This is a genomic window from Acidovorax sp. A79, from assembly GCF_041154505.1.
Taxonomy (GTDB): domain Bacteria; phylum Pseudomonadota; class Gammaproteobacteria; order Burkholderiales; family Burkholderiaceae_C; genus Acidovorax.
In genome coordinates, this window is record NZ_AP028672.1 from 595,392 (window position 1) to 616,294 (window position 20,903).

Here is a 20,903-nt window from a genome sequence, read left to right on the forward strand (position 1 = left end):
GGCGTCACACGCGCTGCAGCTGTCCCGATTCGGTGGTGCCCCAGAGGTGGCCCGTGGGCGCGCCCGGAAACAGCCAGTGCGGCGAACATTCGCTCGACGGCACCACGTTGCTGAAGCCGTGCGACGCCGAGGTGCCCGCGATGGTCTTCTCCAGCACCATCGAGAGGTACTGGTCGTTGCTGTTTTCCTGCGTGTTGCCGTTCAGGATCACCTCGGCCCCGGTCGCCTTGGCGAAGCGGCGGATGGCGTTGTGGCGCGAGACCTCGGGCGCCCAGCTGTCGGCCGAGACGCCGTTTTCACTGCTCACGCGCAGGCCGTCCGGCACGCGGTACACCAGCGAATGGTTGCCCTCGGTGTGCCCCGGCGTGTGCACCAGCGCCACGCCCCGGCCCAGCTGCACGCTGCCGTCGAATGGCACGACGCGGTCGCCGGCCACGCCGCGCAGGCCATCGGGGCAGTACCAGTCGGCCTGGGTGGGCAAGAGGCCCGCCACGCTCGCCAGCTCCTGCCGATGCACCAGCAGGCGCGCGTTGGGCAGCAGGCCGGGCCCGCCGTCCGTGCCCAGCCAGCGCCGCAGGTTCTGCGTGTGCAGGTGGTCGTAGGTGATGTAGTCGATCCGCTCGGGCGCCACGCCCACGCTGGCCAGGGCATCCAGCACGGTGCCGTGGATGGGCGCGATGGTGCCGTGCAGGAAGGCCGGTGTCTGCTCGCTCAGGCGGCGGAAGTACGGCGTGTCGCGCCCCGTCTCGTGGTCTGCCGGCGTGAACAGCAGGTGGCGCAGCTGCCCCCCGAAGTCCTCGAACTGGATGAGCACCGTGCGCGCCAGCAGATGCACCATGTGCGGCTTGAGCAGCTGCTGCGAATACACGCCGCTGAACGCATACCAGGCCGGATAGGGAATGCGCAGCAGGTCGAAGCTGCGGGCATAGCGCACGGCCGGCTCGTCGAGGAACCACTCGCGGAACTGCGCGCCGCTGCGGCGCAGCGCACGCAGGCGGTCCTGTGGCGACGGCGCGCTGCGGGCGCCGTCGAAGTCCGTGACCGCCGCCAGGGTGGAAGGGGCGTTGTCTCTTTTCATGGAGTTCTCCTGGAGAAATGGGCAAGTCAGTAGAGCGAACGCCCGCCCGAGATGTCGAACACCGCACCGGTGCTGAACGAGCAGTCGGCCGAGGCCAGCCAGGCCGCCATCGCGGCCACTTCATCGGGCAACACGAAGCGGCCCATGGGCACGCGCGCGAGCAGGCTCTGGCGCAGCGCGGCCTGGTGTTCGGCCGGTACGGCATCGAACACCGCCGTGTCGGCCGCCGAGGGCGTGATGGCATTGACCAGGATGCCCGGCCCCGCCAGCTCCTTGCCCAGCGACTTGGTGAGTGCGATGAGCCCGGCCTTGGACGCGGAGTACGCCGCGTTCAGGCCGTTGCCCTCCTTGCCCGCCACCGAGGCGATGTTGACGATGCGCCGCCCCAGGCCGGGCGGCTGCTCACCTGCCAGGCCCCGCAGCATGCGTGGCACCACGGCCCGGCAGCACAGAAAGGCGCCCGTGAGATTCACCTCCATCACCTGGCGCCACTGCGCCGGGGTGTGTTCCCACAACGGGGCCAGCGGCCCCAGCACCCCGGCGTTGTTCACCAGCACGGTGATGGGCCCGAGCGCCGCCTCGCTGGCCTGCGCGGCCGACTCGACATCGGCCTCCTGGGCCACATCCACCCGGGCCGTGTGGATGCGGCCGGCGGCATCCAGCGCGGCACGGGCGGCCTGGAGCGCACGGGCGTCGCGGTCCCACAGGGACACACGGGCGCCATCGGCCAGAAAGCGCCGGGCAATGGCCAGGCCGATGCCCTGGGCACCCCCCGTGATGACGGCATGGTGCCCCGCCAGCCCGGCGCTCATGCGGCCGCCGCGGCGGCGGGTTCGGCCTGGCGCGGGGCGGCCGCAGGCGCGCTGGTGGGCCCGGCCGCCAGCAGCGAACCCACAATGGCCGGCAGCTGTGCGGGCGGCATGCCGGCCAGCAACTGGCGCAGCATGGTCATCGAGTCGAAGTACACGCGCTCGCAGACCAGGCGCTCGCCCTCGAAGATGAAGAGCGCGATCATGCGGCAGCGGAAGCTGTTGCCCGTGGGCGGCAGGTTGCCCAGCGGCCCCTGGTGGGTGCCCAGCAGCCAGAACTCCACGATCACCGCGTCGTCGGTGTGGCGCAGCTGGATGATCTCGTGCCGCTGGTCCGGGAAGGCCTTGCGCGAGGCCAGATAATAGGCACGCACCGCATCGTTGCCGTCGTGCACCTCACCGGTGGGAATCAGTTCGTAGTGCGGGTGCGGAAAGGTGTCCAGCACCGCGTCGAAGTCCTGGCGGGTCTCGTCGGCAAAATGGTCCAGCACGGTTTTCTCGCGCAGGGCCTGCAGGGCGGTGCGTGGGGCTGGGGAGGTGGTGGCAGTCGTCATCGTGGGTTCCTTGGTCTAGGTGGTGATCTGCGCGTTGCATCGCAGTACAGCCATCGACTATCCGCAGCCCTCCCTTCGCAGACTGTCTGTTGTTGGCAATTGCGGCCCCGGACAAACCCGCACAGGCCTTCCGCCCCGCCCCCGCATGCGGTACACCGTGCCACCCACCTTGATCGCTCGTCTCAGCTCGCCAACACGCACAAGCCCCGCCATCCACCCCATGCCCCTGCGCACGCCCCCGCCCCGCTCTCCCACCTTGTCCCCCGACGCGCCCCACGCGCTCACCGCACCCGACGCGGCCAACAGATTGCGCCTGCCGGACGATGTGCAGCTGCAACTGCTGCAGGTGGCGCACCACAAGCAGCTGCAGCGCGGTGATTCGCTGTTCCTCAAGGGCTCGGCGCCCGATGCGCTGTTCGGCGTGGTCAGCGGCTCGCTGCGCGTGAGCGTGGTGGCCCCCGGCGGGCGCGAGGCCGTGATCGCCGTGCTGGAGCCCGGCCACTGGTTCGGCGAGGTGTCGCTGTTCGTAGGTCGCGAGCGCGTGTACGACACCTGTGCGGTCGATGCAGCCGAGATCGCCGTGGTCTATGCCGACGACTTCCACCACCTGGTGAACACGCAGCCTCAGGTGCACATGGCGTTTACCAGGCTGGTGTGCATGCGGCTGCGCCAGGCGCTGGCGTGGATCGATGACGCCATCCTGCAGCCGCTGCCCGTGCGGCTGGCGCACCGGCTGCTGACGCTGGACGCGCGGCCCGAGGCTTCGGACGGGGCGACCACGCTGGCGGTGTCGCAGGAAGACCTGGCCTTCATGCTGGGGGTGTCACGGCAGAGCGTGAACCGGCAGTTGAAGCTGTGGGAAGACGAGGGAATCCTGCGGGTGGGGTACCGGGTGGTGGAGGTGATGGATCGGGGAAAGCTGGAGGGGTGTGTGCGGGATGGGGTGTGATTTGATCAAAATGGGCCGTGTGCGCTTATATAGAAAGCGCCAGCCGCTATTGTTTTTATAGTAATTACTGCTTCTGATCGAAGGGCGGAGGCCGGGGTGTGCGCCCGGCCCCCGCCCCCAACACAAGCACAGCACAACAACAGCACAAGCTATCAACAGCAGCTAGCAACCCCAGCTACACAAACCCCAATGCCCCCACATCCACCCCATCCACCTGCCCCGCTTCCAGAAACTCCTGTCCATACCGCAGATACACCCCCTCGCGCACGAACACCTCGAACAGGTCCGGGTCGATGTGCCCGTTGTCCCGCATCCGGCACATGATGGCCAGCGCCTCTGACAAAGTCATCCCGCTCTTGTACGGCCGGTCCGCCGCCGTCAGGGCCTCGAAGATGTCGGCGATGCCCATCATGCGGGCCTGCAGCGACATCTGCTCGCGCGTGAGGCCACGCGGGTAGCCCTTGCCGTCCATGCGCTCGTGGTGGCCGCCCGCGTACTCGGGCACGTTCTTGAGGTGGCGGGGCCAGGGCAGCGTCTCCAGCATCTTGATGGTGGCGACGATGTGGTAGTTGATGGTGTCGCGCTCGGCCTGGGTCAGCGTGCCCGCGCGGATGGTGAGGTTCTCCACCTCCTCGGCCGTCAAGAAGCTCGTCTGCACGCCCTGCGGGTTGCGCCAGTGGCGCATGGCGGCGATGTCGCGCACGCGCTGCTGGTCCTCGGGCCGCATGGCCTCGGTGCCGGTGTTGCAGCGGCGCAGGAAGTCGCGGTCTTCTTCCAGCGCCTGGATCTCGTGCTGCAGGGCCTGCAGCTCCTGGCCCTCGGCCCGCGCATCCACCACGGGGCGCAGCGCCAGCTGGCGGCGCAGCGCGGCCAGTTCCGCATCGCGCTTGAGCACCTCGAAGCGCGTGTCTACCAGGCCGATGCGGTCGTAGATCGTCTGCAGCTTGGTGGCCTTGTCCACCACGTGCACGGGCGTGGTGATCTTGCCGCAGTCGTGCAGCAGGCCGGCCATCTTGAGCTCGTAGCGGTCGCGCTCGCTCATGCGAAAGCTCGCCAGCGGCCCCTGCCGTGTGGCGTTGACCGCATCGGCCAGCATCAGCGTGAGGGCCGGCACGCGCTGGCAGTGGCCGCCGGTGTAGGGCGATTTTTCGTCGATGGCCAGGTTGATGAGGTTCACGAACGACTCGAACAGGCGTTCGAGCTGCGAGATGAGCAGCCGGTTCGTGAGCGCGATCGCGGCCTGCGAGGCCAGCGACTCGGCCAGGCCCTGGTCGGCCTCGGAAAAGGTCGTGACCGCGCCCGTCTCCGGGTCGCGGGGGTTGATGAGCTGCAGCACGCCGATGAGCTCATGGTCGTGGTTCTTCATCGGCACGGTGAGGAACGACTGCGAGTGATAGCCCGTGCGCGCATCGAAGGCGCGCGTGCCCGAGAAGTCGAAGCCCTGGGCACTGTAGGCATCGGCGATGTTCACGGTGCGGTCGTGGATGGCGGCGTGCGCCGCCACGAGCGAATCATTGGGCGAGCCATCGGCGTTGCGCAGCGGCAGGTGCGGAAAATCGATGGGCTTGCCCGTGGTGCCGCCCAGGCGGATGCCCAGCGAATCCGTGCGCAGGATCTCGAACTTGAGCGCCGACTGGTCCTCGGTCACGCTGTAGAGCGTGCCGCCATCGGCGCCGGTGATGGCCTTGGCCGCCTCCAGGATGTTCTCCAGCAGCCGGTCGATGTCCCGCTCGCGCGAGAGCGCGGCGCCGATGCCGTTGAGCTGCTCCAGCCGGCGAAACAGGTTGACTGTGGATTCCTTGCCCATAAAACCACCTTGGGTGCAGCGTTGGCGACCGCTCATCGTAACGAAAAGTGACGGCTATCATCGACCTTCTGTTTCCCGCTTTCCCATTTCTTGTGCACTCGGTCACACCCCGCTTTCTCACCGTCGCCCTCTACCAGTTTGTCGATCTGCCCGACTGCGCCGCGCTGCGCGCGCCGCTGCAGGCCCTGTGCGACGAGCGCGGCGTGCGCGGCATGCTGCTGCTGGCGCCCGAGGGCATCAACGGCACCATCGCGGGCGAGCCAGCCGATGTGCTGGCCGTGCTGGCCTGGCTGCGCAGCGACCCGCGCTTTGCAGCACTGCAGCACAAGGAGGCGCACGCGCAGCGCATGCCGTTCTACCGCATGCGCGTGCGGCTCAAGCGCGAGATCGTCACCCTGGGCGTACCGGGCCTTAACCCGGCCCGCAACGCTGGCACCTATGTGAAGCCCGAGGACTGGAACGCGCTCATCGACGACCCCGGCGTGGTGGTGGTGGACACACGCAACGACTACGAGGTGGGCATCGGCACGTTCGAGCGCGCCGTCAACCCGCACACCAGGAGCTTTGCGGAGTTTCCGGCCTGGGTGGCCGCGCAATCGGGGCCCGGCGGCGTGCTGGCGGGCAAACCCCGCGTGGCCATGTTCTGCACGGGCGGCATCCGCTGCGAAAAATCCACCGCGTTCCTCAAATCGCAGGGGTTCGAGGAGGTCTTCCACCTCGAAGGCGGCATCCTCAAGTACCTGGAGACCGTGCCCGAGGAAACCAGCCGCTGGCATGGGGACTGTTTTGTGTTCGACGAGCGCGTGTCGGTGGGCCACCGCCTGGTGCCCGGGCACCACCAGCTGTGCCGCTCGTGCCGCATGCCCCTGGGCGAGGCGGAGCTGCAGTCGCCGCACTACGTGGCGGGCGTGAGCTGTCCCTATTGCCACGGCACCCGCACGCCCAAGCAGGAGGGCGCCCTGGCCGAGCGCGAGCGACAGATGCAGCTGGCCGCCCGGCGCGGGCAGGAACACATCGGCGCGCGCCAGCCCGGCACGCCAGTGCGCGTGCACGGCGGAGCCCCGGAAGGCGCCCCCCAAAAGGACGACACCGCGTGAGCACCGCCACCGCCCTGCCCGTTCTGTATTCGTTCCGCCGCTGTCCCTATGCGATGCGCGCCCGGCTGGCCCTGGCCGTGAGCGGCCAGGACTGCGAACTGCGCGAGGTGGTGCTCAAGAACAAGCCCCAGGGCCTGCTGCAGGCCTCGCCCAAGGGCACCGTGCCGGTGCTCATCCTGCCCGATGGCCGCGTGCTGGAGCAGAGCCTGGACATCATGCTGTGGGCGCTGCAGCAGCACGACCCCGAAGGCTGGCTCGCGCCCGCCGAGGGCACGGTGCCAGAGATGCTGGCGCTGATTGCCGAATGCGACGGCCCCTTCAAGCAGGCCCTGGACCGCTGCAAGTACCCCAGCCGCCACCCGGGTGCGGACATCGGGGCCGAACGCGCGGCGGCCACCGCCTGGCTGGGCACGCTGGATGCGCGCCTGTCCGCCCAGCCCCACCTGTTCGGCGCCCATGCAGCGCTGGCCGACATGGCGATCGCCCCGTTCGTGCGCCAGTTCGCGGGCATCGACGCGGGCTGGTGGGCGGCCCAGCCCTGGCCGCATTTACAGGCCTGGCTGGCTGATTGGCAGTCATCACCACTGCTGGCCAGCGTGATGCCCAAACTGCCGGCGTGGATGGATGGCACGGAGGGTGTGGCGTTTCCGTTTGCCGAAGCAGATTTCGCCTGAGCCCGGGCGGGCCCACGCGGTCTAGCCACAAAAAAGGCGCCCCGAGGGGCGCCTTTGCCTTGAAACGAAGCCTGGAAAACTCAGGCCATGGACAGCCCGCCGCCACGGCGGCCACCGCGCATGCCGCGCACCAGCAGCGCCAGCAGCACCACCGCGAAACCCACGAAGCAGACAAACGACCAGTTGGCGATCGAGCCCCCCAGGAAGGTCCAGTCCACCGCCGCGCAGTCGCCCGAGCCCCGGAAGATCATGGGAATGGCGCGGCTGATGGGGTAGTTCTCGATCATTCCGTAGAAGTCGCGGCCGCAGGTGGCGACCTCGGGCGGGTACCACTGCAGCCAGCTCTGGCGGGCCGCCACGAAGGCGCCGAAGCCCGAGGCCACCAGGGCCAGCACGCCCCAGCCCATCCACCAGCCTTTAGCGTCCCTAGCGCTTGCCAGACCTGCGAAGATTGCTACACCAATGAGAGCATAACGCTGCACGATGCACATGGGGCAAGGCTCCAGGCCCACCACATGCTGCAGGTACATGCCGAAGGCGAGCATCGCCACACACGCCACGCTGATCAGCGCCAGCACACGGCGCGGGGCCGCAGTCAACCAGTTCATTTCTTATCCCTCATCAATAGCCGTTGCAAACGGTGCCGCCGGCGAAACGGGCGTGCCCCGCACCAGTGCACCCGTGGATCTGGCCCCGCCAGTCCACCGGGTACGTCCGCCCAGGGGGAAGACGCGCAGCGGCTCGGGGGAATCAGATCCCGGCGGCGTGGTCCAGAAAAACACGGGCGCGGCGCGGCGTCACCACCAGCGTTTCGCCCTCCTTGAACCCCATCTCCTTGAACTGCTGCGCAGGTATCTGCGCTTCGATCAAGTGTTCCGGGGACGCATTGTCCGCTGGTTTGTGATCCTGGGATGGAATAAGTTCCAGGCGCGCGATCGGGCCCACCACGATGGCACGGCTCAGCTGCGCCACGATGCCGCGCGGGCGGCCCTGGGCGTCGAGCCCGGCGCCCGGGGAGTAGCGCTCCACATCCAGGTCGTGGGGGCGCACATAGGCAAAAGCCTTGGCGTTCTGCGCGCCCTGGTGCTCGGGCGAGTCGATCTGCATGCCCTCCAGGTGCACCAGGCCCTCGTGCGCCCGGCCGTGGAACAGGTTCACGTCGCCCAGGAAGCCGTAGACGAACGGGCTCGCGGGCTGGTCCCACACCTGCTGGGGCGAGCCGCTTTGCTCGATGCGGCCCTGGTTGATCACGACCACCCGGTCGGCCACCTCCAGTGCCTCTTCCTGGTCGTGCGTGACGAAGATGCTGGTCACGTGCAGCTCGTCGTGCAGGCGGCGCAGCCAGCGGCGCAGTTCCTTGCGCACCTTGGCGTCCAGCGCGCCGAAGGGCTCGTCCAGCAGCAGCACCTTGGGCTCCACCGCCAGGGCGCGGGCCAGCGCGATGCGCTGGCGCTGGCCGCCCGAGAGCTGCGAGGGGTAGCGGTCGGCCAGCCAGTCGAGCTGCACGAGCTTGAGCAGGTCGGTCACCTTCTGCTTGATCTGCGCCTCGCTCGGGCGCTCGCCACGGGGCTTCACGCGCAGGCCGAAGGCCACGTTCTCGAACACGGTCATGTGGCGGAACAGCGCGTAGTGCTGGAACACGAAGCCCACGTTGCGCTCGCGCACGTGCACGTCGGTGGTGTCCTCGCCGCTGAAGTGGATGGTGCCCACATCGGCCGTCTCCAGGCCGGCGATGATGCGCAAGAGCGTGGTCTTGCCGCAGCCCGAGGGGCCGAGCAGCGCGATGAGTTCGCCCGATGCGATGTCCAGGCTCACGTCGCGCAGCGCCTGGAAGTCGCCGAACTGCTTGCTGACGTTACGGATTTCAATGCTCATGGTCTTCTTCCTTCAGCGGACGGCTGGCGCGGGTGCGGGCCGCTCGGGGGGCAACTCGGCGGCGGCTTTCAAGGCCTGCTCGTTGCGGTGTTCGGCAATGGTCTTGATGACCAGCGTGACCAGGGCCAGCAAGGCCAGCAGCGATGCAGCGGCGAACGCGGCCACGGACTGGTACTCGTTGTAGAGAATTTCGACGTGCAGCGGAATGGTGTTGGTCTGCCCACGGATGTGGCCGGACACGACGGACACCGCGCCGAACTCGCCCATGGCGCGCGCATTGCACAGGATCACGCCGTACAGCAGGCCCCATTTGATGTTGGGCAGCGTCACGTACCAGAAGGTCTGCCAGCCGGTGGCGCCCAGCACGATGGCGGCCTGCTCTTCGTCGTTGCCCTGCGCCTGCATCAGCGGGATCAGCTCACGCGCGATGAACGGGAAGGTCACGAACACCGTGGCCAGCACGATGCCCGGCACGGCGAAGATGATCTTGATGTCATGCGCCTGCAGCCAGGGGCCGAACCAGCCCTGCGCGCCGAACATCAGCACGTAGATCAGGCCCGCCACCACGGGAGAGACGGAAAACGGCAGGTCCACCAGCGTGGTCAGGAACGCCTTGCCCCTGAACTCGTACTTGGCGATGCACCAGGCGGCCGCGACGCCGAACACGAGGTTCAGCGGCACGGCAATGACAGCGGTGATCAGCGTGAGCTTGATGGCCGCCCAGGCATCGGGCTCGCGCAGGCCTTCGAGGTAGGCCCCGAAGCCCTTGCGCAACGCCTCGGCGAACACGGCGGCCAGCGGCAGCACCAGGAACAGCAGCATGAAGGCCAGCGCGATGGTGATCAGCGTGTAGCGGACCCAGGGCGCTTCAGTCGTGCCCGCCTGTGCGCGGCGGATAGTCCGGGAGTTGTTGCCGCTCATGCTGGAGCCCCCGCGTGGCGTCGCTGCCATGCCTGTAGTGCGTTGATGATGAGCAGCAGGATGAACGAGATGACCAGCATGACCACGGCCACGGCGGTGGCGCCGGCGTAGTCGTACTGCTCGAGCTTGCCGATGATGATCAGCGGCGTGATTTCAGACACCATGGGCATGTTGCCAGCGATGAAGATCACCGAGCCGTATTCCCCCACCGCCCGCGCGAATGCCATGGCAAAGCCGGTGAGCAGCGCGGGCGTGATGGAGGGCAGGATGACCTTGGTGAAGGTCTGCAGACGCGTGGCGCCCAGGCAGGTGGCGGCCTCTTCCAGCTCTTTTTCGGCGTCTTCCAGCACGGGCTGCACGGTGCGCACCACGAACGGCAGGCCGATGAAGATGAGCGCGATCACGATGCCCGCGGGCTTGAACGCGAGCTGAATGCCCAGGGGTTCCAGGATGCTGCCGACCCAGCCGTTGCCGGCCAGCAAGGCGGTCAGCGAGATGCCGGCCACCGCCGTGGGCAGGGCGAACGGCAGGTCCACCAGTGCATCGACGATCTTCTTGCCCGGAAACTTGTAGCGCACCAGCACCCAGGCAATCAGCAGGCCGAACACCAGGTTGACCAGCGCCGCGAGGAACGAGGCCCCGAAGGTCAGCCGGTACGAGGCCATCACGCGCGGCGCGCTGATGGCCGCCCAGAACTGCTCCCAGGTCAGCGTGAAGGTCTTGAAGATCAGTGCCGACAGCGGGATCAGCACGATGATGCTCAGATAGAAAAGCGTGTAGCCCAGGGTCAGCCCAAAGCCGGGCAATACCCTCCTAGCGCTTCTTGGTGCGCTTTTTTTACCGTTCATATGTTGTTATCCATTGCGCATCGTCGGTAGGAAAACCGGCGCGACCCAAGCCAGCAGACGCCGCGCAAGGGCCGCCCCGCGGCGCTGGCGTCGTCCCCCTTCCCGGCGATAGCCCAGAGAAGGGGGAAGCCGCACAGCGGCTCAGGGGGTTGTCCACTACTACTTGGCGCCGGGCGTGTAGAGCTTGTCGAACTGGCCGCCGTCGTTGAAGTGCACCTTCTGCGCTTCGGTCAGCGAACCGAAGTACTTGGCCACCGTGAACTGCTTGAGCGGCTTGAAGGTATCGGCGTACTTCTTGAGCACCGTTTCAGAACGCGGGCGGATCGCGTGCTTGGCGGCGATTTCCTGGGCTTCCTCGGAGTACAGGTAGTCCAGGTACGCCTTGGCCAGCTGGGCGGTGCCCTTCTTGGCCACGGTGCGTTCCACCACGGCCACGGGGTTCTCGGCCACCACGCTCACCGAGGGGTAGATGGCATCAACCTTGCCGGCGCCGAACTCGCGGTCGATGGAGACCACCTCGGATTCGAAAGTGATCAGCACATCGCCCTGATTGCGCTGCAGGAAGGTGGCCGTGGCATCGCGGCCGCCCTTGGCCAGGATGGGCACGTTCTTGTAGAGCTTGCCCACGAATTCGGCGGCCTGCGCCTCGGTGCCACCCTTTTCGCGCACGGCGCCCCAGGCGGCCAGGTAGGCATAGCGGCCGTTGCCGCCGGTCTTGGGGTTCACCACGATCACCTGCACACCGGGCTTGATCAGGTCTTCCCAGTCCTTGATGCCCTTGGGGTTGCCGTTGCGCACCAGGAACAGCATGGTCGAGGTGGTGGGCGATGCGTCGTGCGGGAATTTCTTGGCCCAGTCCTTGGCGACCACGCCGCTGTCGGCGAGGAACTGCACGTCGGTCGTCGTATTCATGGTCACCACGTCGGCCGCCAGGCCGTCGTTCACGGCGCGCGCCTGGGCGCTGGAGCCGGCGTGCGACTGGTCGATCTTCACGTCCTGGCCGGTGGTCTTCTTGTAGTGGGCAGCGAAGGCGGCGTTGTAGTCCTTGTAGAACTCTCGGGCCACGTCGTACGACACGTTGAGCAGCGAATTCTGTGCAGCGGCCATGCCGCTGGCAGCCAGGGCCATGGTGGCCAGAAGGGTCTTGAGTTTCAAAGAGGTCATGGTGCCTTCGCCCGAAAAGTACTGGAGATGCTCCATTGTGCGGAGCCGTGCTTAAAACTCAAAAGAATATATTCTTGTTAAATAATCAGCTATTGGAATATAGATTTTCAATGGCGGGCCGGCTGGTGATTGCCAGCGGGCCTGGCAAGCGTCCTGGCGACGGATTTCAAGAAAAAATGGCCCGCAGCGCTTGATGATCAAGCGCAGGAAGCTATTAAAAATATAGCAATCAGAATGCCGCCGACGTGGCGTGTGGATGGGCGGCGGATGGCTGCAGGGCGCCGTGTTCGCCCTCCAGCGACTGCAGCAGCGCCCAGCCCAGGGGCCACTCTCCATGGCCGGACTCGATGTTGATGTGCCCGGCGTTCTGCATGCGCACGAACTCGCTGCCCCAGGCACGGGCATAGGCGCCCGCCAAGCGAATGGGGCAATACGGATCGTTGCTGCTGGCCACCACGATGCTGCGGTACGGCAGCGCGGCATAGGGCACCGGCGCGAAGTCGCTCAGCACGGCCCGGCGCTCGGGGTCGGCCGGGGCCACCAGCAGCGCGCCGCACACGCGGGCAGCCGCTTCGGGGCCGATGTGGGCCGTGGCGATGCAGCCCAGGCTGTGCGCCACGATCACCACCGGGCCGGGCGCCGCGAGCACGGTCTTTTCAAGCTGGCCCACCCAGGCAGACCGCGTGGGCGTGATCCAGTCGTCCTGCACCACGCGGCGGGCGTGCGGGATGCGCTCGGCCCACAGGCTTTGCCAGTGGCCGGGACCGGAGTCGCGCCAGCCGGGAACGATGATGATGGAGGTGGAGGTGCTCACGGAAATCAGAGGGTCCGCCACAGCCTCGCGCCGCGGCCCTGCCCTGTTGTGTCTTGCTTCTTCTGCTTACTTGTTGGGCTGGGGCGTGATGCGCAGGTAGGGGCGCACCGCCTTGAAGCCCTTGGGAAAGCGCAGCGCGATCTCGGCCGGGTCCTGCAGGCTGGGCACGATGATCACGTCGTCGCCGTCCCTCCAATTGGCGGGAGTGGCCACCTTGTGGCTGTCGGTGAGTTGCAGCGAGTCGATCACGCGCAGGATCTCGTCGAAATTGCGCCCCGTGCTGGCGGGGTAGGTGAAGGTGGTGCGGATGACCTTCTTGGGATCGATGATGAACACGCTGCGCACCGTGACCGTGGTCGATGCGTTGGGGTGGATCATGTCGTAGAGGTCGGCCACCTTCTTGTCCGCATCGGCCAGGATGGGGAAGTTGACGGTGGTGTTCTGCGTGTCGTTGATGTCGCCCACCCAGCGGTTGTGCGAATCGACAGGGTCCACGCTCACGGCGATGGGCTTGACGTTGCGCTTTGCAAATTCGCCGCCCAGGGCAGCCGTTTTGCCCAGTTCGGTGGTGCAGACGGGCGTGAAATCGGCGGGGTGCGAGAACAGCACGACCCACGAATCACCGGCCCATTCGTGGAAACGGATGGTGCCGGCGGTGGATTCCTGGGTGAAGTCGGGGGCGGTGTCGCCGAGTCGCAAGGTGGCCATGTGGAACGCTCCTTCAATGTCTGAGGGGGCATTCTGCGATCCGGCCTTTAAAACCCAAACGAATATATTGCTCTTACTTAATCGCCAAAACGTCTATAAAACAAGACGACCCGTCACACCTCCAAGAGGCGTTTCAGCCGCTCCGGGTAGTTGTTGAGGAAATCCTGCGTCACGACATAGTGCTCGGTGTCCTCGAACGCCACTTCGGACAATCCGCCACCGTCGAACTGGATGATCTTGGCGTTCGGGTAAGACAGCAGAATGGGCGAGTGCGTAGCGATGATGAACTGCGACTTGTCCTCTACCAACTGGTGGATGGCCGACAGCGCAGCCAGCTGCCGATTGGGGGACAGCGCGGATTCGGGTTCGTCCAGCAGGTACAGGCCCTTGCCCTGGAATTTGTGCGTGAGCAGGGCCATGAACGCTTCGCCATGCGAGCGGGCATGGAGCGATTTGCCGCCATAGGAGTCCAGGTAGCCCACCTCGTCCATGTAGGTCGCCACGTTGAAGAAGCTCTCGGCCCGCAGAAAGTAGCCATCGCGCGGCGAGCGGTAGCTGCGCGCCAGCCGCAGCACCTCGTGCAGGGACGATTCCGACCCTGCCGTAGCCAATTGGAAGTTACGGGTGCCACCCTCGGGGCTGTAGCCAAGGGCCAGGGCAATGCCTTCCAACAGTGTGGACTTTCCAGATCCGTTCTCGCCCACGAAGAACGTCACGTCCGAGTGAAACTCCAGCCGGCCTAACTCGCGGATGGCGGGGATGTTGTACGGGTAGGTGTCGTAGTCGATCTCCGCATCCGGACGGACGCAGGCGCTCTGGAGGTAGGGTTTGGCAGACAGCATGAGCGCCATGCTAACGGGTGGCATGGCCAAGCGGCAGACTGCTAAAGCGCCGCAGGCGGCGTTCTATCCGGCGGTCCCGGCAGGCCGAGTCGGCCCTGCAACCCGTTGCAGAAATGGGTCTCTAGCGATCTTCAAAAATATTTCCATTATTTTTGCTGCGCTTCAACCCCATTCACCCGCCCCGTTCGTTTCACTCAGCACCAACAACACTTTGATGGAGCTGCCATGAAACCCGGTTCATTCACCCTTCCCGCAGTCACTGCACTGGCCACCTTGCTGGCACTGGCCAGCCTGCCTGCCCAGGCCATTGGCCGCCTGGCCGATGTCACCATCGTGGACCGCGACACGGGCACCACGCTGCCGGTGCACTACGCCAAGGGCGAATACTGGGTGGCTGGCCGCCCTGGCGCGCGCTACGCCATCACGGTGCGCAACCGCTCCGGTGAACGGGTGCTAGCCGTGCCCTCGGTGGATGGCGTCAATGTGCTCAGCGGTGAAACCGCCGCCTGGGACCAGCGCGGCTATGTGTTTTCGCCCTACGAGCGCTACCAGATCACCGGCTGGCGCAAGAACGACAGCCAGGTCGCGGCCTTCGAGTTCTCCAGCATTGCCAACTCCTACGCCAGCCGCACGGGCCGCCCGGCCCACGTGGGCGTGATCGGTGTCGCGCTGTTCCGCGAACAGGCGCCCGTGCCCTCGCCCGCCGTCACCCCCGAGCCCTACAGCCAGAGCCAGCGCCGCGACAACAGCGGCGGCAACGGCAACAGCCTGGGACGCCTGCGCGAGGAGCCTGTCCCCCATCTGCCCTCGCCATCGGCAGCACCCGCGGCTGCGGCACCCGCCCCCTCCTCGGAAGCCGAGTCTTCCGCACGGTCGATGGCTGCGGACAGTGTGGCCAAGGCGGCGCCCATGCCGTCTCCCAAGCTGGGAACGGCCCATGGCCAGCGCGAGACCTCGGTCGTCTCGCACACCACCTTCACGCGCCTGCAGGACCAGCCTAATGAAGTGATCAGCATCCGGTATGACAGCCGCGAAAACCTGGTCGCCAGCGGCGTGATCCGCGAGCCACTGGCCCGGCCGCATGTGCCCCGCGCATTTCCGCAGTCGGACAACCTGTCGTATGTTCCTGACCCGAGGTAGGCCTTGAGGGCTTCCGCTCTGCAGAGGCCCGCCGGTGCATGAGGGCCTCGCATAATGCGCGGGTGCCGACCGCCCCCTCCCCCGCCCCCACGGACGAAACCGACGAGATGCTCATGCTGCGTTATGCCGGGGGAGACATGGGCGCATTCGACGCGCTGTATGGCCGGCACGAACTGGCGGTGTGGCGGTTCGTGTTTCGCAGCGTCAAGGTCCAGGCCGTGGCCGACGACCTGCTGCAGGATGTCTGGTTTGCCGTGGCGCGCCATGCCGGCAGCTACGAGGTGAAGGCGAAATTCCGCACCTGGTTGTTCACACTGGCGCACAACCGGCTGGTCGACCACCTGCGCACCGCCAAGAACCACGCCAGCCTGGACGCGAGCGACGACGACGACGCGCGCAGCCTGGCGGACACGCTGGTGGCCGACTCCGGCTTCGGGCCGGTGCGGCAGTTGCAGTCCCGCGAGCAGGCGGCGGCGCTGATCGCCGCCGTGGAGCAACTGCCCCTCGAACAGCGGGAGGCCTTTCTGCTGCAGGCCGAAGGTGACCTCAGCGTGCAGGAGATTGCACAGGCCACGGGCGTGAATTTTGAAACCGCCAAGAGCCGCCTGCGTTATGCGCGGGCCAGCCTTCGCCAGCACCTCAAGGAGTTTGCAGCATGAGCGCGCCAGACGACGAACTGGTCCGGCGATACCGCGAAGCCAGCGCGCAGGAAGATGCCCGCCCCGGCGCGCAGGTGCGCGATGCTGTGCGCGCGCATGCGCAGATGCTGGCGGCAGCAGCCGCCACGGCCCCATCGCCCACGGCAGCCCCACCCACCCGTGCCGCCGCCAACCAGTCGCGCTGGAAGATCTCGGCCCTGGCCACCGTGGCCGTGGTGGGGCTGACTGGCTTGCTGATGCTGCAATTCGAGCGCGGGACGCCCGAAGAAAAAGAAGTCGCCTATGGCCAGCGCCGGGCCGAAGCGCCAGCCCCCGCCGCATTGCCAGCTCCCGCACCTGCACCTTCCACGGCCACAGCGGCAGAAACAAGCTCAGCGGCGCCATCGGCCGCTGCGGGTTTGCCAGACCGTGCCCGCGACACGGCGATCCCACCGGCCAGGTCCACGGCACAAAAACCAGCGTCTGCGGCGCCAGGCCAGGCCAGGCCACTGGCCAAGACTGTACCGGCACCGGCCCCCGCAATCGCGGCCCCCGAGGCCGAGTCCTCACCGGGCCACAACGCAGCCGGGGCCGTTTCAGGCTTTCCCGCATCGCCGCCCATGACGGCCGAGAAGGCCATCACGCCCCGTCCCGCACCGCCCCCCGCGCCCTCCGCTGCGCCAGCCCCCCGCGCCGAGATGCGCGAGCGCTCCGTTGCGCAAGATGGTGCCGCTTCGAGGGCAGTGGTGCCACAGCCCCAGGCCATGCCATCCGCTGCGGCACCTGCCGCCGCTGCTGCGGCCCGCAGCCTACAAGGGGGCAATGCTGCGAACGGCAAACTCGCTGCCACCGCACCCAGCGCCGATGCGGGTTCCAGCGCCTTGTTGTCGCGGCACTTGTGGGAAGCCGCCCGCGCAGGCGACGCCCTCCAGGCGGAAAGCCTGGTTCGCCAGGGCGTGCCCATCGACGCCCGCGACAGCGCTGGCAGGACGGCACTGATGCTCGCGGCCATCCACGGCCAGGCCACCGCCGTCCAGAAACTCCTGGCCCTGGGCGCCAACCGAACCCTGGTGGACCGCGAAGGCCTGAACGCGGCGCAGCAAGCCCGGCAACGGGGACATGCGCGCATTGCGGACCTCATCGAGGCTGAACAACGCTAGCCGCGGAACCTCCAGCGCAGGGAGTGCCCAGGCTCAGAACCGCACGGCCTCGAAAGCCGGGTGCAGCGCGTCGATCCAGTGGTCCAGCTCATCCTGCGTCACATGCAGATGCTGCATGCAGGCCTGGCCATGCTGCAGCCATTCGCGCGTGGGGGCCAGGCTGTCGTGGTGGTTCACCAGGTACTCGGCCAGCAGGCCCAGCGCCACGAGGTGCCGAACCGTGGGGTTGAAGCGCTCATCGCCCAGGCACGCAAAGTCGTGGTGCAGCCAGATGGCCTGCGCCACATCCCCCGGCAGGTGCCAGGTGCGGGCCACGATGGCGCCCATCACCGCGTGGTCGGTGCGGTGGCTGGCGTTTTCGGTCTGGGTGAAGGTGCGGTCCTTGCGGGCCAGGGCCTCGGTCACGGTGCCGGCATAGCCCCGCACGGCCTTCACCAGCACGGGCATGCCCACATGGCAGAACAGCCCGAAGCTGTAGCCCAGGCCCGGGTCAAAGCTGTAGAGCTGGTGGCCGATGTGCTCGCACGCGATGGCGCGGCGCTGCGAGCTTTCCCAGAAATGCTCCAGCAGCGGAGACCGCACCTGCAGGGCATTGCGCGTGATGAAGGCCGACAGCAGCTCCACCGCCGGCTGCAGGCCCAGCACCGTGAGCGCCATGCCCACGGTCTGCACCGGCTGGGCCAGGCCATACAGCGGGCTGTTGGCCAGCCGCATCACGGCGGCGGCCAGGGCCACGTCCGAGGAGGCCAGTTGATCCAGGGCGGCAGAGTCCAGCTCGGGCGCGGCCACGATCTGCTGCAGGCGCAGCAGCGACTCGGGGCACGGCGGGACCACGATGGCCCGCACCGCAGGGTGCACGCGGGCTTGCCGGATATCTTGATCGATGGGGTGTGGAGCGGTCACGAAGAATCACCGGGCCGCCCCGGTACGGTACACACAGGGGTTGCCCGCACAGTTGCAATTCGTTGCATTGTGGCGCCAAAAGGCGGGGCGCAGGCGCGGCACGGGTGGGGCACCGTCTTTTCCACGGCCGGCGATGCCGCACGCCGGGCGCGCCGCGCCGCAGCCACGGCTCAGATATCCGCCCCGTCCACCCCCATCAGGGCCTGGCGGGTGCTCAGGCTGCTGCGTCCGGGCATGGCCTCGCCCAGGTAGTCCAGAAAACGCCGCACCGCCGGGGACAGGCCCCGGCGCGATGGAAACACCGCATGCACGATGGCGGGCAGGGGAGCCCAGTCCGGCAGCACCCGCACCAGCCGGCGCGCCCGTATTTCCTCGGAGCACATGTAGTCCGGCATCCAGCAGATGCCGGTGCCCGCCATCGCCGCGATCTTGAGGGTCAGCAGGTCATCGGCCACGTAGCGGGGGGCGTGGTGCACCACCTGGTGCACACCGCCGGGCCCGATGAGGTTCCAGGTGGACCGGCCATCGGGCGCCGACATGGCGATGCTGTCGAGCCGCCCCAGGTCCTCCAGTGTCTCGGGGGTGCCCTGGCGGATCAGCAGGTCCGGGCTGGCCACCAGGATCTGGGTTGCATGGTCAAGGCGCTTGACGACCATGCTGCCGCTGTCCTCCACCGAGGGCCGCACGCGCAGCGCCACGTCGATGCCTTCCTCCACCAGGTTCACGGCGCGGTTGCTCACCAGCATCTCCACCCGCACCTCGGGGTAGGTGGAAAGAAACTGCGGCATCAGCTCGGCCAGCACGGTCTGCGCCAGCGTCACCGGACAGCTCACGCGGATGGTGCCCCGCGGTGCCGTCTGCACCTGGGCCACGGTGTCGGCAGCCGCCTGGGCGGATTCCCGCATGGCCTGGCAATGGCGCAGATAGGCTTCTCCCACCTCGGTGAGCGAGAGCTTGCGCGTGGTGCGCTGCAACAGCCGCACGCCCAGCTGCGTTTCCAGATCCGACACGCGCCGAGAGAGGCGCGACTTGGGGATCCCCAGCGCCCGCCCGGCGGCGGCGAAGCCGCCCCGCTCCACCACTTCGGCGAAATACAGCATGTCGTTGAGGTCTTGCATGGTGAGAGCGTGTTGTGCACGTTGACGTGCCCGCGAAAGCCGGGACCACAAGGCCTGTGCCCGCGCCCAGCGATCACCGGCATGGAGGTCCCACGGTAAGGCAAGGCGCATCAGACGCCCTGATCGTTCTATGGATAGAACAATCTATCGCAAGTTCACTACCTTATCAACATTTTGATGCGTCCCCACAATTCATCCCATGGCCACACGCCGTGGTCCCACCGCTGACACACCCCCAAGGAGTTCTCTCATGCAACTGCTTCACATCGATTCCGCCATCACCGGCGAACAATCCGTCTCCCGCGAACTCACCGCCCGCATCGTGGGCGCATGGCAGGCCAGCCACCCCGGCACCAGCGTGCAGTACCTCGACCTCGCCGCCCAGGCTCCTTCGCACCTGTCATCCGACTCCCTGGGCTTTCGCACCGGCCAGGCCGCGGCGACGGAACTCCAGCGCCAGGAAAACGCCGTGTCCGAAGCGCTGGTGAGCCAGTTCCTGGCCGCCGACGTGATCGTGGTCGGCGCTCCGCTGTACAACTTCTCGATACCCAGCCAGCTCAAGGCCTGGATCGACCGCATCGCACAGACGGGCCGCACCTTCAAGTACACCGACAAGGGCCCCGTGGGCCTGGCCGAGGGCAAGACGGTGATCGTGGCGTCCAGCCGCGGCGGCGTGTATTCCACCAGCGAAGGCGGCCAGGCCCTGGAGCACCAGGAAAGCTACCTGAAGGTCGTGTTCGGTTTCTTCGGCATCACCGACGTGCGCTTCGTGCGCGCCGAAGGCGTGGGCATGGGCCCGGACGCCAAGGCAGCGGCCCTGGCCAATGCCGACCGTGACCTGCAGGCCCACACCACCGTCGCGGCCAACCAGGCCCGGGTGGCACAGGCAGCCTGAGCGGCATCCGCAGCCGGGCTGGACCGCCGCCAGCCGGCTGCACCGCAACTGCTGCCGCCGGCGGCCCCCCGCATCAGGGCAGCCGTGATCGCAGACCCTCTGAGCTTCTTCGAGCGGCATCTGCGCCCCTGCGCGCGCTGACGCCAAAGGTGCAGATGGCGCGGCCGCTCAGGCCGCGTGCGCCTTCACCCAGGCCACGTATTTGTCCACCCAGCCTTGCAGAAACTTCCTGCTGCCTTCGCCCACGTTGCCATCGGCATCGAAAAGACCGTCCTTGGCATGGATGAATGCTTCGGGCTGGCCCAGGGTGGGCATGTCAAGGTAGGCCAGCACGTTGCGCAGGTGCTGCTGCGACAGGGCCGTGCCGATGGCCCCCACCGACGCGCCGATCACGCCCGCGGGCTTGCCCGCCCATGCACTTTGGCCATAGGGCCGCGACGCATGGTCGATGGCGTTCTTGAGCACGCCGGGGATGGACCGGTTGTACTCCGCCGTCACGAAAAGCACGCCCTGCGCGGCCTGGATCTCGCGCTTGAGGCGCAACACTGGCGCGGCCTGCTGGCCATCGTCGTCCTGGTTGTACAAAGGCAGGTCGTCAATGCGCAACTGCGTGAACTGGAAATCCGCCGGTGCCAGCCGCGCGATGGCGGTGGCCAGCTGGCGATTGAAGGAATCCTTGCGGAGGCTGCCGACGATGACGGCGATCTGGACATTGCTCATGAAAACTCCTTGTGAATGGACGACAACGGAGAAAAAAAACACCGCATGGCATCGATCGGAACGTACCGGGCCATGCTGTACACAGCGCTTGCCATGATAGCCACAGCCCCGTGAAAACGCAGGACGGCGGGCCCGGCGCAATTGCTGCATTTTGTATAGCGTATTGCGCCGCCATGAAGGCCCGCCCGG

General features: G+C 67.2%; 23 protein-coding genes. 8 read left to right on the plus strand and 15 right to left on the minus strand.

Going from position 1 to position 20,903, the window contains the following annotated elements; translation table 11 throughout:
- Window positions 1–4: 4 nt before the first annotated feature.
- The 3 genes from ACAM51_RS02695 to ACAM51_RS02705 are packed head-to-tail and all read right to left on the minus strand — an operon-like array spanning window position 5 to window position 2,441.
- Window positions 5–1,078 (minus strand): hypothetical protein, encoded by a 1,074-nt coding sequence (locus ACAM51_RS02695; RefSeq protein ID WP_369642659.1) that lies wholly within the window; start codon window positions 1,076–1,078, stop codon window positions 5–7.
- A 26-nt stretch (window positions 1,079–1,104) separates the two neighbouring features.
- Window positions 1,105–1,890: an SDR family NAD(P)-dependent oxidoreductase gene (locus ACAM51_RS02700; RefSeq protein ID WP_369642660.1), complete on the minus strand. Its 786-nt coding sequence runs from the start codon at window positions 1,888–1,890 to the stop codon at window positions 1,105–1,107.
- The gene (locus ACAM51_RS02705; protein ID WP_369642661.1) at window positions 1,887–2,441 is read right to left on the minus strand and encodes an ester cyclase; all 555 of its coding nucleotides are present in this window, start codon (window positions 2,439–2,441) and stop codon (window positions 1,887–1,889) included. Before ACAM51_RS02705 ends, ACAM51_RS02700 begins: the two co-directional genes overlap by 4 nt.
- 220 nt (window positions 2,442–2,661) lie before the next feature.
- Here ACAM51_RS02705 and ACAM51_RS02710 point away from each other — a divergent pair, with 220 nt between their 5' ends.
- Window positions 2,662–3,390: a Crp/Fnr family transcriptional regulator gene (locus ACAM51_RS02710; RefSeq protein ID WP_369642662.1), complete on the plus strand. Its 729-nt coding sequence runs from the start codon at window positions 2,662–2,664 to the stop codon at window positions 3,388–3,390.
- Between the two features lie 175 nt (window positions 3,391–3,565).
- On the opposite strand, the gene ACAM51_RS02715 is transcribed toward ACAM51_RS02710, so the two are convergent.
- Complete coding sequence (locus ACAM51_RS02715) at window positions 3,566–5,197, minus strand: GAF and HD-GYP domain-containing protein (protein WP_369642663.1); 1,632 nt, start codon at window positions 5,195–5,197, stop codon at window positions 3,566–3,568.
- Between the two features lie 92 nt (window positions 5,198–5,289).
- Here ACAM51_RS02715 and ACAM51_RS02720 point away from each other — a divergent pair, with 92 nt between their 5' ends.
- A complete protein-coding gene (locus tag ACAM51_RS02720) occupies window positions 5,290–6,294 on the plus strand; it encodes a rhodanese-related sulfurtransferase (protein WP_369642664.1) in 1,005 nt (334 codons plus the stop codon).
- 53 nt (window positions 6,295–6,347) lie between these two features.
- Entirely contained in the window at window positions 6,348–6,968 is a 621-nt protein-coding gene (locus tag ACAM51_RS02725) for a glutathione S-transferase (protein ID WP_218341178.1), read from the plus strand.
- Between the two features lie 80 nt (window positions 6,969–7,048).
- On the opposite strand, the gene ACAM51_RS02730 is transcribed toward ACAM51_RS02725, so the two are convergent.
- The 8 genes from ACAM51_RS02730 to ACAM51_RS02765 form a co-directional block, all read right to left on the minus strand.
- On the minus strand, window positions 7,049–7,576 hold the full coding sequence (locus ACAM51_RS02730) for a disulfide bond formation protein B (protein ID WP_218294705.1): 528 nt from the start codon (window positions 7,574–7,576) through the stop codon (window positions 7,049–7,051).
- A gap of 142 nt (window positions 7,577–7,718) precedes the next feature.
- The gene (locus ACAM51_RS02735) at window positions 7,719–8,843 is read right to left on the minus strand and encodes a sulfate/molybdate ABC transporter ATP-binding protein (protein ID WP_218341063.1); all 1,125 of its coding nucleotides are present in this window, start codon (window positions 8,841–8,843) and stop codon (window positions 7,719–7,721) included.
- A gap of 12 nt (window positions 8,844–8,855) precedes the next feature.
- Window positions 8,856–9,764 carry a sulfate ABC transporter permease subunit CysW gene (gene cysW / locus ACAM51_RS02740; RefSeq protein ID WP_218341177.1) on the minus strand — a complete coding sequence of 303 codons (909 nt, stop codon included), beginning with the start codon at window positions 9,762–9,764 and terminating at the stop codon, window positions 8,856–8,858.
- Window positions 9,761–10,612: a sulfate ABC transporter permease subunit CysT gene (gene cysT, locus ACAM51_RS02745; RefSeq protein ID WP_218294703.1), complete on the minus strand. Its 852-nt coding sequence runs from the start codon at window positions 10,610–10,612 to the stop codon at window positions 9,761–9,763. The genes cysW and cysT overlap by 4 nt, the downstream gene beginning before the upstream one ends.
- A 159-nt stretch (window positions 10,613–10,771) precedes the next feature.
- A complete protein-coding gene (locus ACAM51_RS02750) occupies window positions 10,772–11,776 on the minus strand; it encodes a sulfate ABC transporter substrate-binding protein (protein WP_218341062.1) in 1,005 nt (334 codons plus the stop codon).
- 229 nt (window positions 11,777–12,005) lie between these two features.
- The gene (locus ACAM51_RS02755; protein WP_369642665.1) at window positions 12,006–12,590 is read right to left on the minus strand and encodes an RBBP9/YdeN family alpha/beta hydrolase; all 585 of its coding nucleotides are present in this window, start codon (window positions 12,588–12,590) and stop codon (window positions 12,006–12,008) included.
- 66 nt (window positions 12,591–12,656) lie between these two features.
- Complete coding sequence (locus ACAM51_RS02760; RefSeq protein ID WP_218294700.1) at window positions 12,657–13,298, minus strand: peroxiredoxin; 642 nt, start codon at window positions 13,296–13,298, stop codon at window positions 12,657–12,659.
- A 113-nt stretch (window positions 13,299–13,411) separates the two neighbouring features.
- Window positions 13,412–14,140, minus strand: coding sequence for an AAA family ATPase (locus tag ACAM51_RS02765; RefSeq protein ID WP_218341059.1), 729 nt, complete (start codon window positions 14,138–14,140; stop codon window positions 13,412–13,414).
- Between ACAM51_RS02765 and ACAM51_RS02770 the strand changes: the two genes are divergently transcribed.
- From ACAM51_RS02770 to ACAM51_RS02785, 4 genes are all read left to right on the plus strand, one after another.
- Window positions 14,139–14,369, plus strand: coding sequence for a hypothetical protein (locus ACAM51_RS02770; protein WP_218341058.1), 231 nt, complete (start codon window positions 14,139–14,141; stop codon window positions 14,367–14,369). The two genes, ACAM51_RS02765 and ACAM51_RS02770, sit on opposite strands and share 2 nt — an antisense overlap.
- Window positions 14,366–15,280 carry a hypothetical protein gene (locus ACAM51_RS02775; RefSeq protein WP_369642666.1) on the plus strand — a complete coding sequence of 305 codons (915 nt, stop codon included), beginning with the start codon at window positions 14,366–14,368 and terminating at the stop codon, window positions 15,278–15,280. The genes ACAM51_RS02770 and ACAM51_RS02775 overlap by 4 nt, the downstream gene beginning before the upstream one ends.
- A gap of 113 nt (window positions 15,281–15,393) precedes the next feature.
- Entirely contained in the window at window positions 15,394–15,939 is a 546-nt protein-coding gene (locus ACAM51_RS02780) for a sigma-70 family RNA polymerase sigma factor (protein WP_218295296.1), read from the plus strand.
- A complete protein-coding gene (locus ACAM51_RS02785) occupies window positions 15,936–17,078 on the plus strand; it encodes an ankyrin repeat domain-containing protein (RefSeq protein WP_369642667.1) in 1,143 nt (380 codons plus the stop codon). The genes ACAM51_RS02780 and ACAM51_RS02785 overlap by 4 nt, the downstream gene beginning before the upstream one ends.
- A gap of 33 nt (window positions 17,079–17,111) precedes the next feature.
- On the opposite strand, the gene ACAM51_RS02790 is transcribed toward ACAM51_RS02785, so the two are convergent.
- Both ACAM51_RS02790 and ACAM51_RS02795 read right to left on the minus strand, forming a co-directional pair.
- A complete protein-coding gene (locus tag ACAM51_RS02790) occupies window positions 17,112–17,981 on the minus strand; it encodes an HDOD domain-containing protein (protein ID WP_369642668.1) in 870 nt (289 codons plus the stop codon).
- Between the two features lie 170 nt (window positions 17,982–18,151).
- Window positions 18,152–19,099, minus strand: coding sequence for a LysR family transcriptional regulator (locus tag ACAM51_RS02795; RefSeq protein ID WP_218294695.1), 948 nt, complete (start codon window positions 19,097–19,099; stop codon window positions 18,152–18,154).
- A gap of 250 nt (window positions 19,100–19,349) precedes the next feature.
- Between ACAM51_RS02795 and ACAM51_RS02800 the strand changes: the two genes are divergently transcribed.
- Complete coding sequence (locus ACAM51_RS02800; protein WP_369642669.1) at window positions 19,350–19,994, plus strand: FMN-dependent NADH-azoreductase; 645 nt, start codon at window positions 19,350–19,352, stop codon at window positions 19,992–19,994.
- A 168-nt stretch (window positions 19,995–20,162) separates the two neighbouring features.
- Here the strand turns inward: ACAM51_RS02800 and ACAM51_RS02805 are convergent, their stop codons facing one another.
- A complete protein-coding gene (locus ACAM51_RS02805) occupies window positions 20,163–20,714 on the minus strand; it encodes an NADPH-dependent FMN reductase (protein ID WP_218294693.1) in 552 nt (183 codons plus the stop codon).
- Between the last annotated feature and the right edge of the window lie 189 nt (window positions 20,715–20,903).

Coding starts and splice junctions, on each gene's coding strand:
- ACAM51_RS02785 (WP_369642667.1), top strand. CDS start 15,936: ATGAGCGCGCCAGACGACGAACTGGTCCGGCGATACCGCGAAGCCAGC.
- ACAM51_RS02705 (WP_369642661.1), bottom strand. CDS start 2,441: ATGACGACTGCCACCACCTCCCCAGCCCCACGCACCGCCCTGCAGGCC.
- ACAM51_RS02780 (WP_218295296.1), top strand. CDS start 15,394: ATGCTGCGTTATGCCGGGGGAGACATGGGCGCATTCGACGCGCTGTAT.
- ACAM51_RS02710 (WP_369642662.1), top strand. CDS start 2,662: ATGCCCCTGCGCACGCCCCCGCCCCGCTCTCCCACCTTGTCCCCCGAC.
- ACAM51_RS02750 (WP_218341062.1), bottom strand. CDS start 11,776: ATGACCTCTTTGAAACTCAAGACCCTTCTGGCCACCATGGCCCTGGCT.
- ACAM51_RS02725 (WP_218341178.1), top strand. CDS start 6,348: ATGCGCGCCCGGCTGGCCCTGGCCGTGAGCGGCCAGGACTGCGAACTG.
- ACAM51_RS02695 (WP_369642659.1), bottom strand. CDS start 1,078: ATGAAAAGAGACAACGCCCCTTCCACCCTGGCGGCGGTCACGGACTTC.
- ACAM51_RS02800 (WP_369642669.1), top strand. CDS start 19,350: ATGCAACTGCTTCACATCGATTCCGCCATCACCGGCGAACAATCCGTC.
- ACAM51_RS02805 (WP_218294693.1), bottom strand. CDS start 20,714: ATGAGCAATGTCCAGATCGCCGTCATCGTCGGCAGCCTCCGCAAGGAT.
- cysW (WP_218341177.1), bottom strand. CDS start 9,764: ATGAGCGGCAACAACTCCCGGACTATCCGCCGCGCACAGGCGGGCACG.
- cysT (WP_218294703.1), bottom strand. CDS start 10,612: ATGAACGGTAAAAAAAGCGCACCAAGAAGCGCTAGGAGGGTATTGCCC.
- ACAM51_RS02700 (WP_369642660.1), bottom strand. CDS start 1,890: ATGAGCGCCGGGCTGGCGGGGCACCATGCCGTCATCACGGGGGGTGCC.
- ACAM51_RS02795 (WP_218294695.1), bottom strand. CDS start 19,099: ATGCAAGACCTCAACGACATGCTGTATTTCGCCGAAGTGGTGGAGCGG.
- ACAM51_RS02715 (WP_369642663.1), bottom strand. CDS start 5,197: ATGGGCAAGGAATCCACAGTCAACCTGTTTCGCCGGCTGGAGCAGCTC.
- ACAM51_RS02735 (WP_218341063.1), bottom strand. CDS start 8,843: ATGAGCATTGAAATCCGTAACGTCAGCAAGCAGTTCGGCGACTTCCAG.
- ACAM51_RS02730 (WP_218294705.1), bottom strand. CDS start 7,576: ATGAACTGGTTGACTGCGGCCCCGCGCCGTGTGCTGGCGCTGATCAGC.
- ACAM51_RS02765 (WP_218341059.1), bottom strand. CDS start 14,140: ATGCTGTCTGCCAAACCCTACCTCCAGAGCGCCTGCGTCCGTCCGGAT.
- ACAM51_RS02760 (WP_218294700.1), bottom strand. CDS start 13,298: ATGGCCACCTTGCGACTCGGCGACACCGCCCCCGACTTCACCCAGGAA.
- ACAM51_RS02775 (WP_369642666.1), top strand. CDS start 14,366: ATGAAACCCGGTTCATTCACCCTTCCCGCAGTCACTGCACTGGCCACC.
- ACAM51_RS02770 (WP_218341058.1), top strand. CDS start 14,139: ATGAGCGCCATGCTAACGGGTGGCATGGCCAAGCGGCAGACTGCTAAA.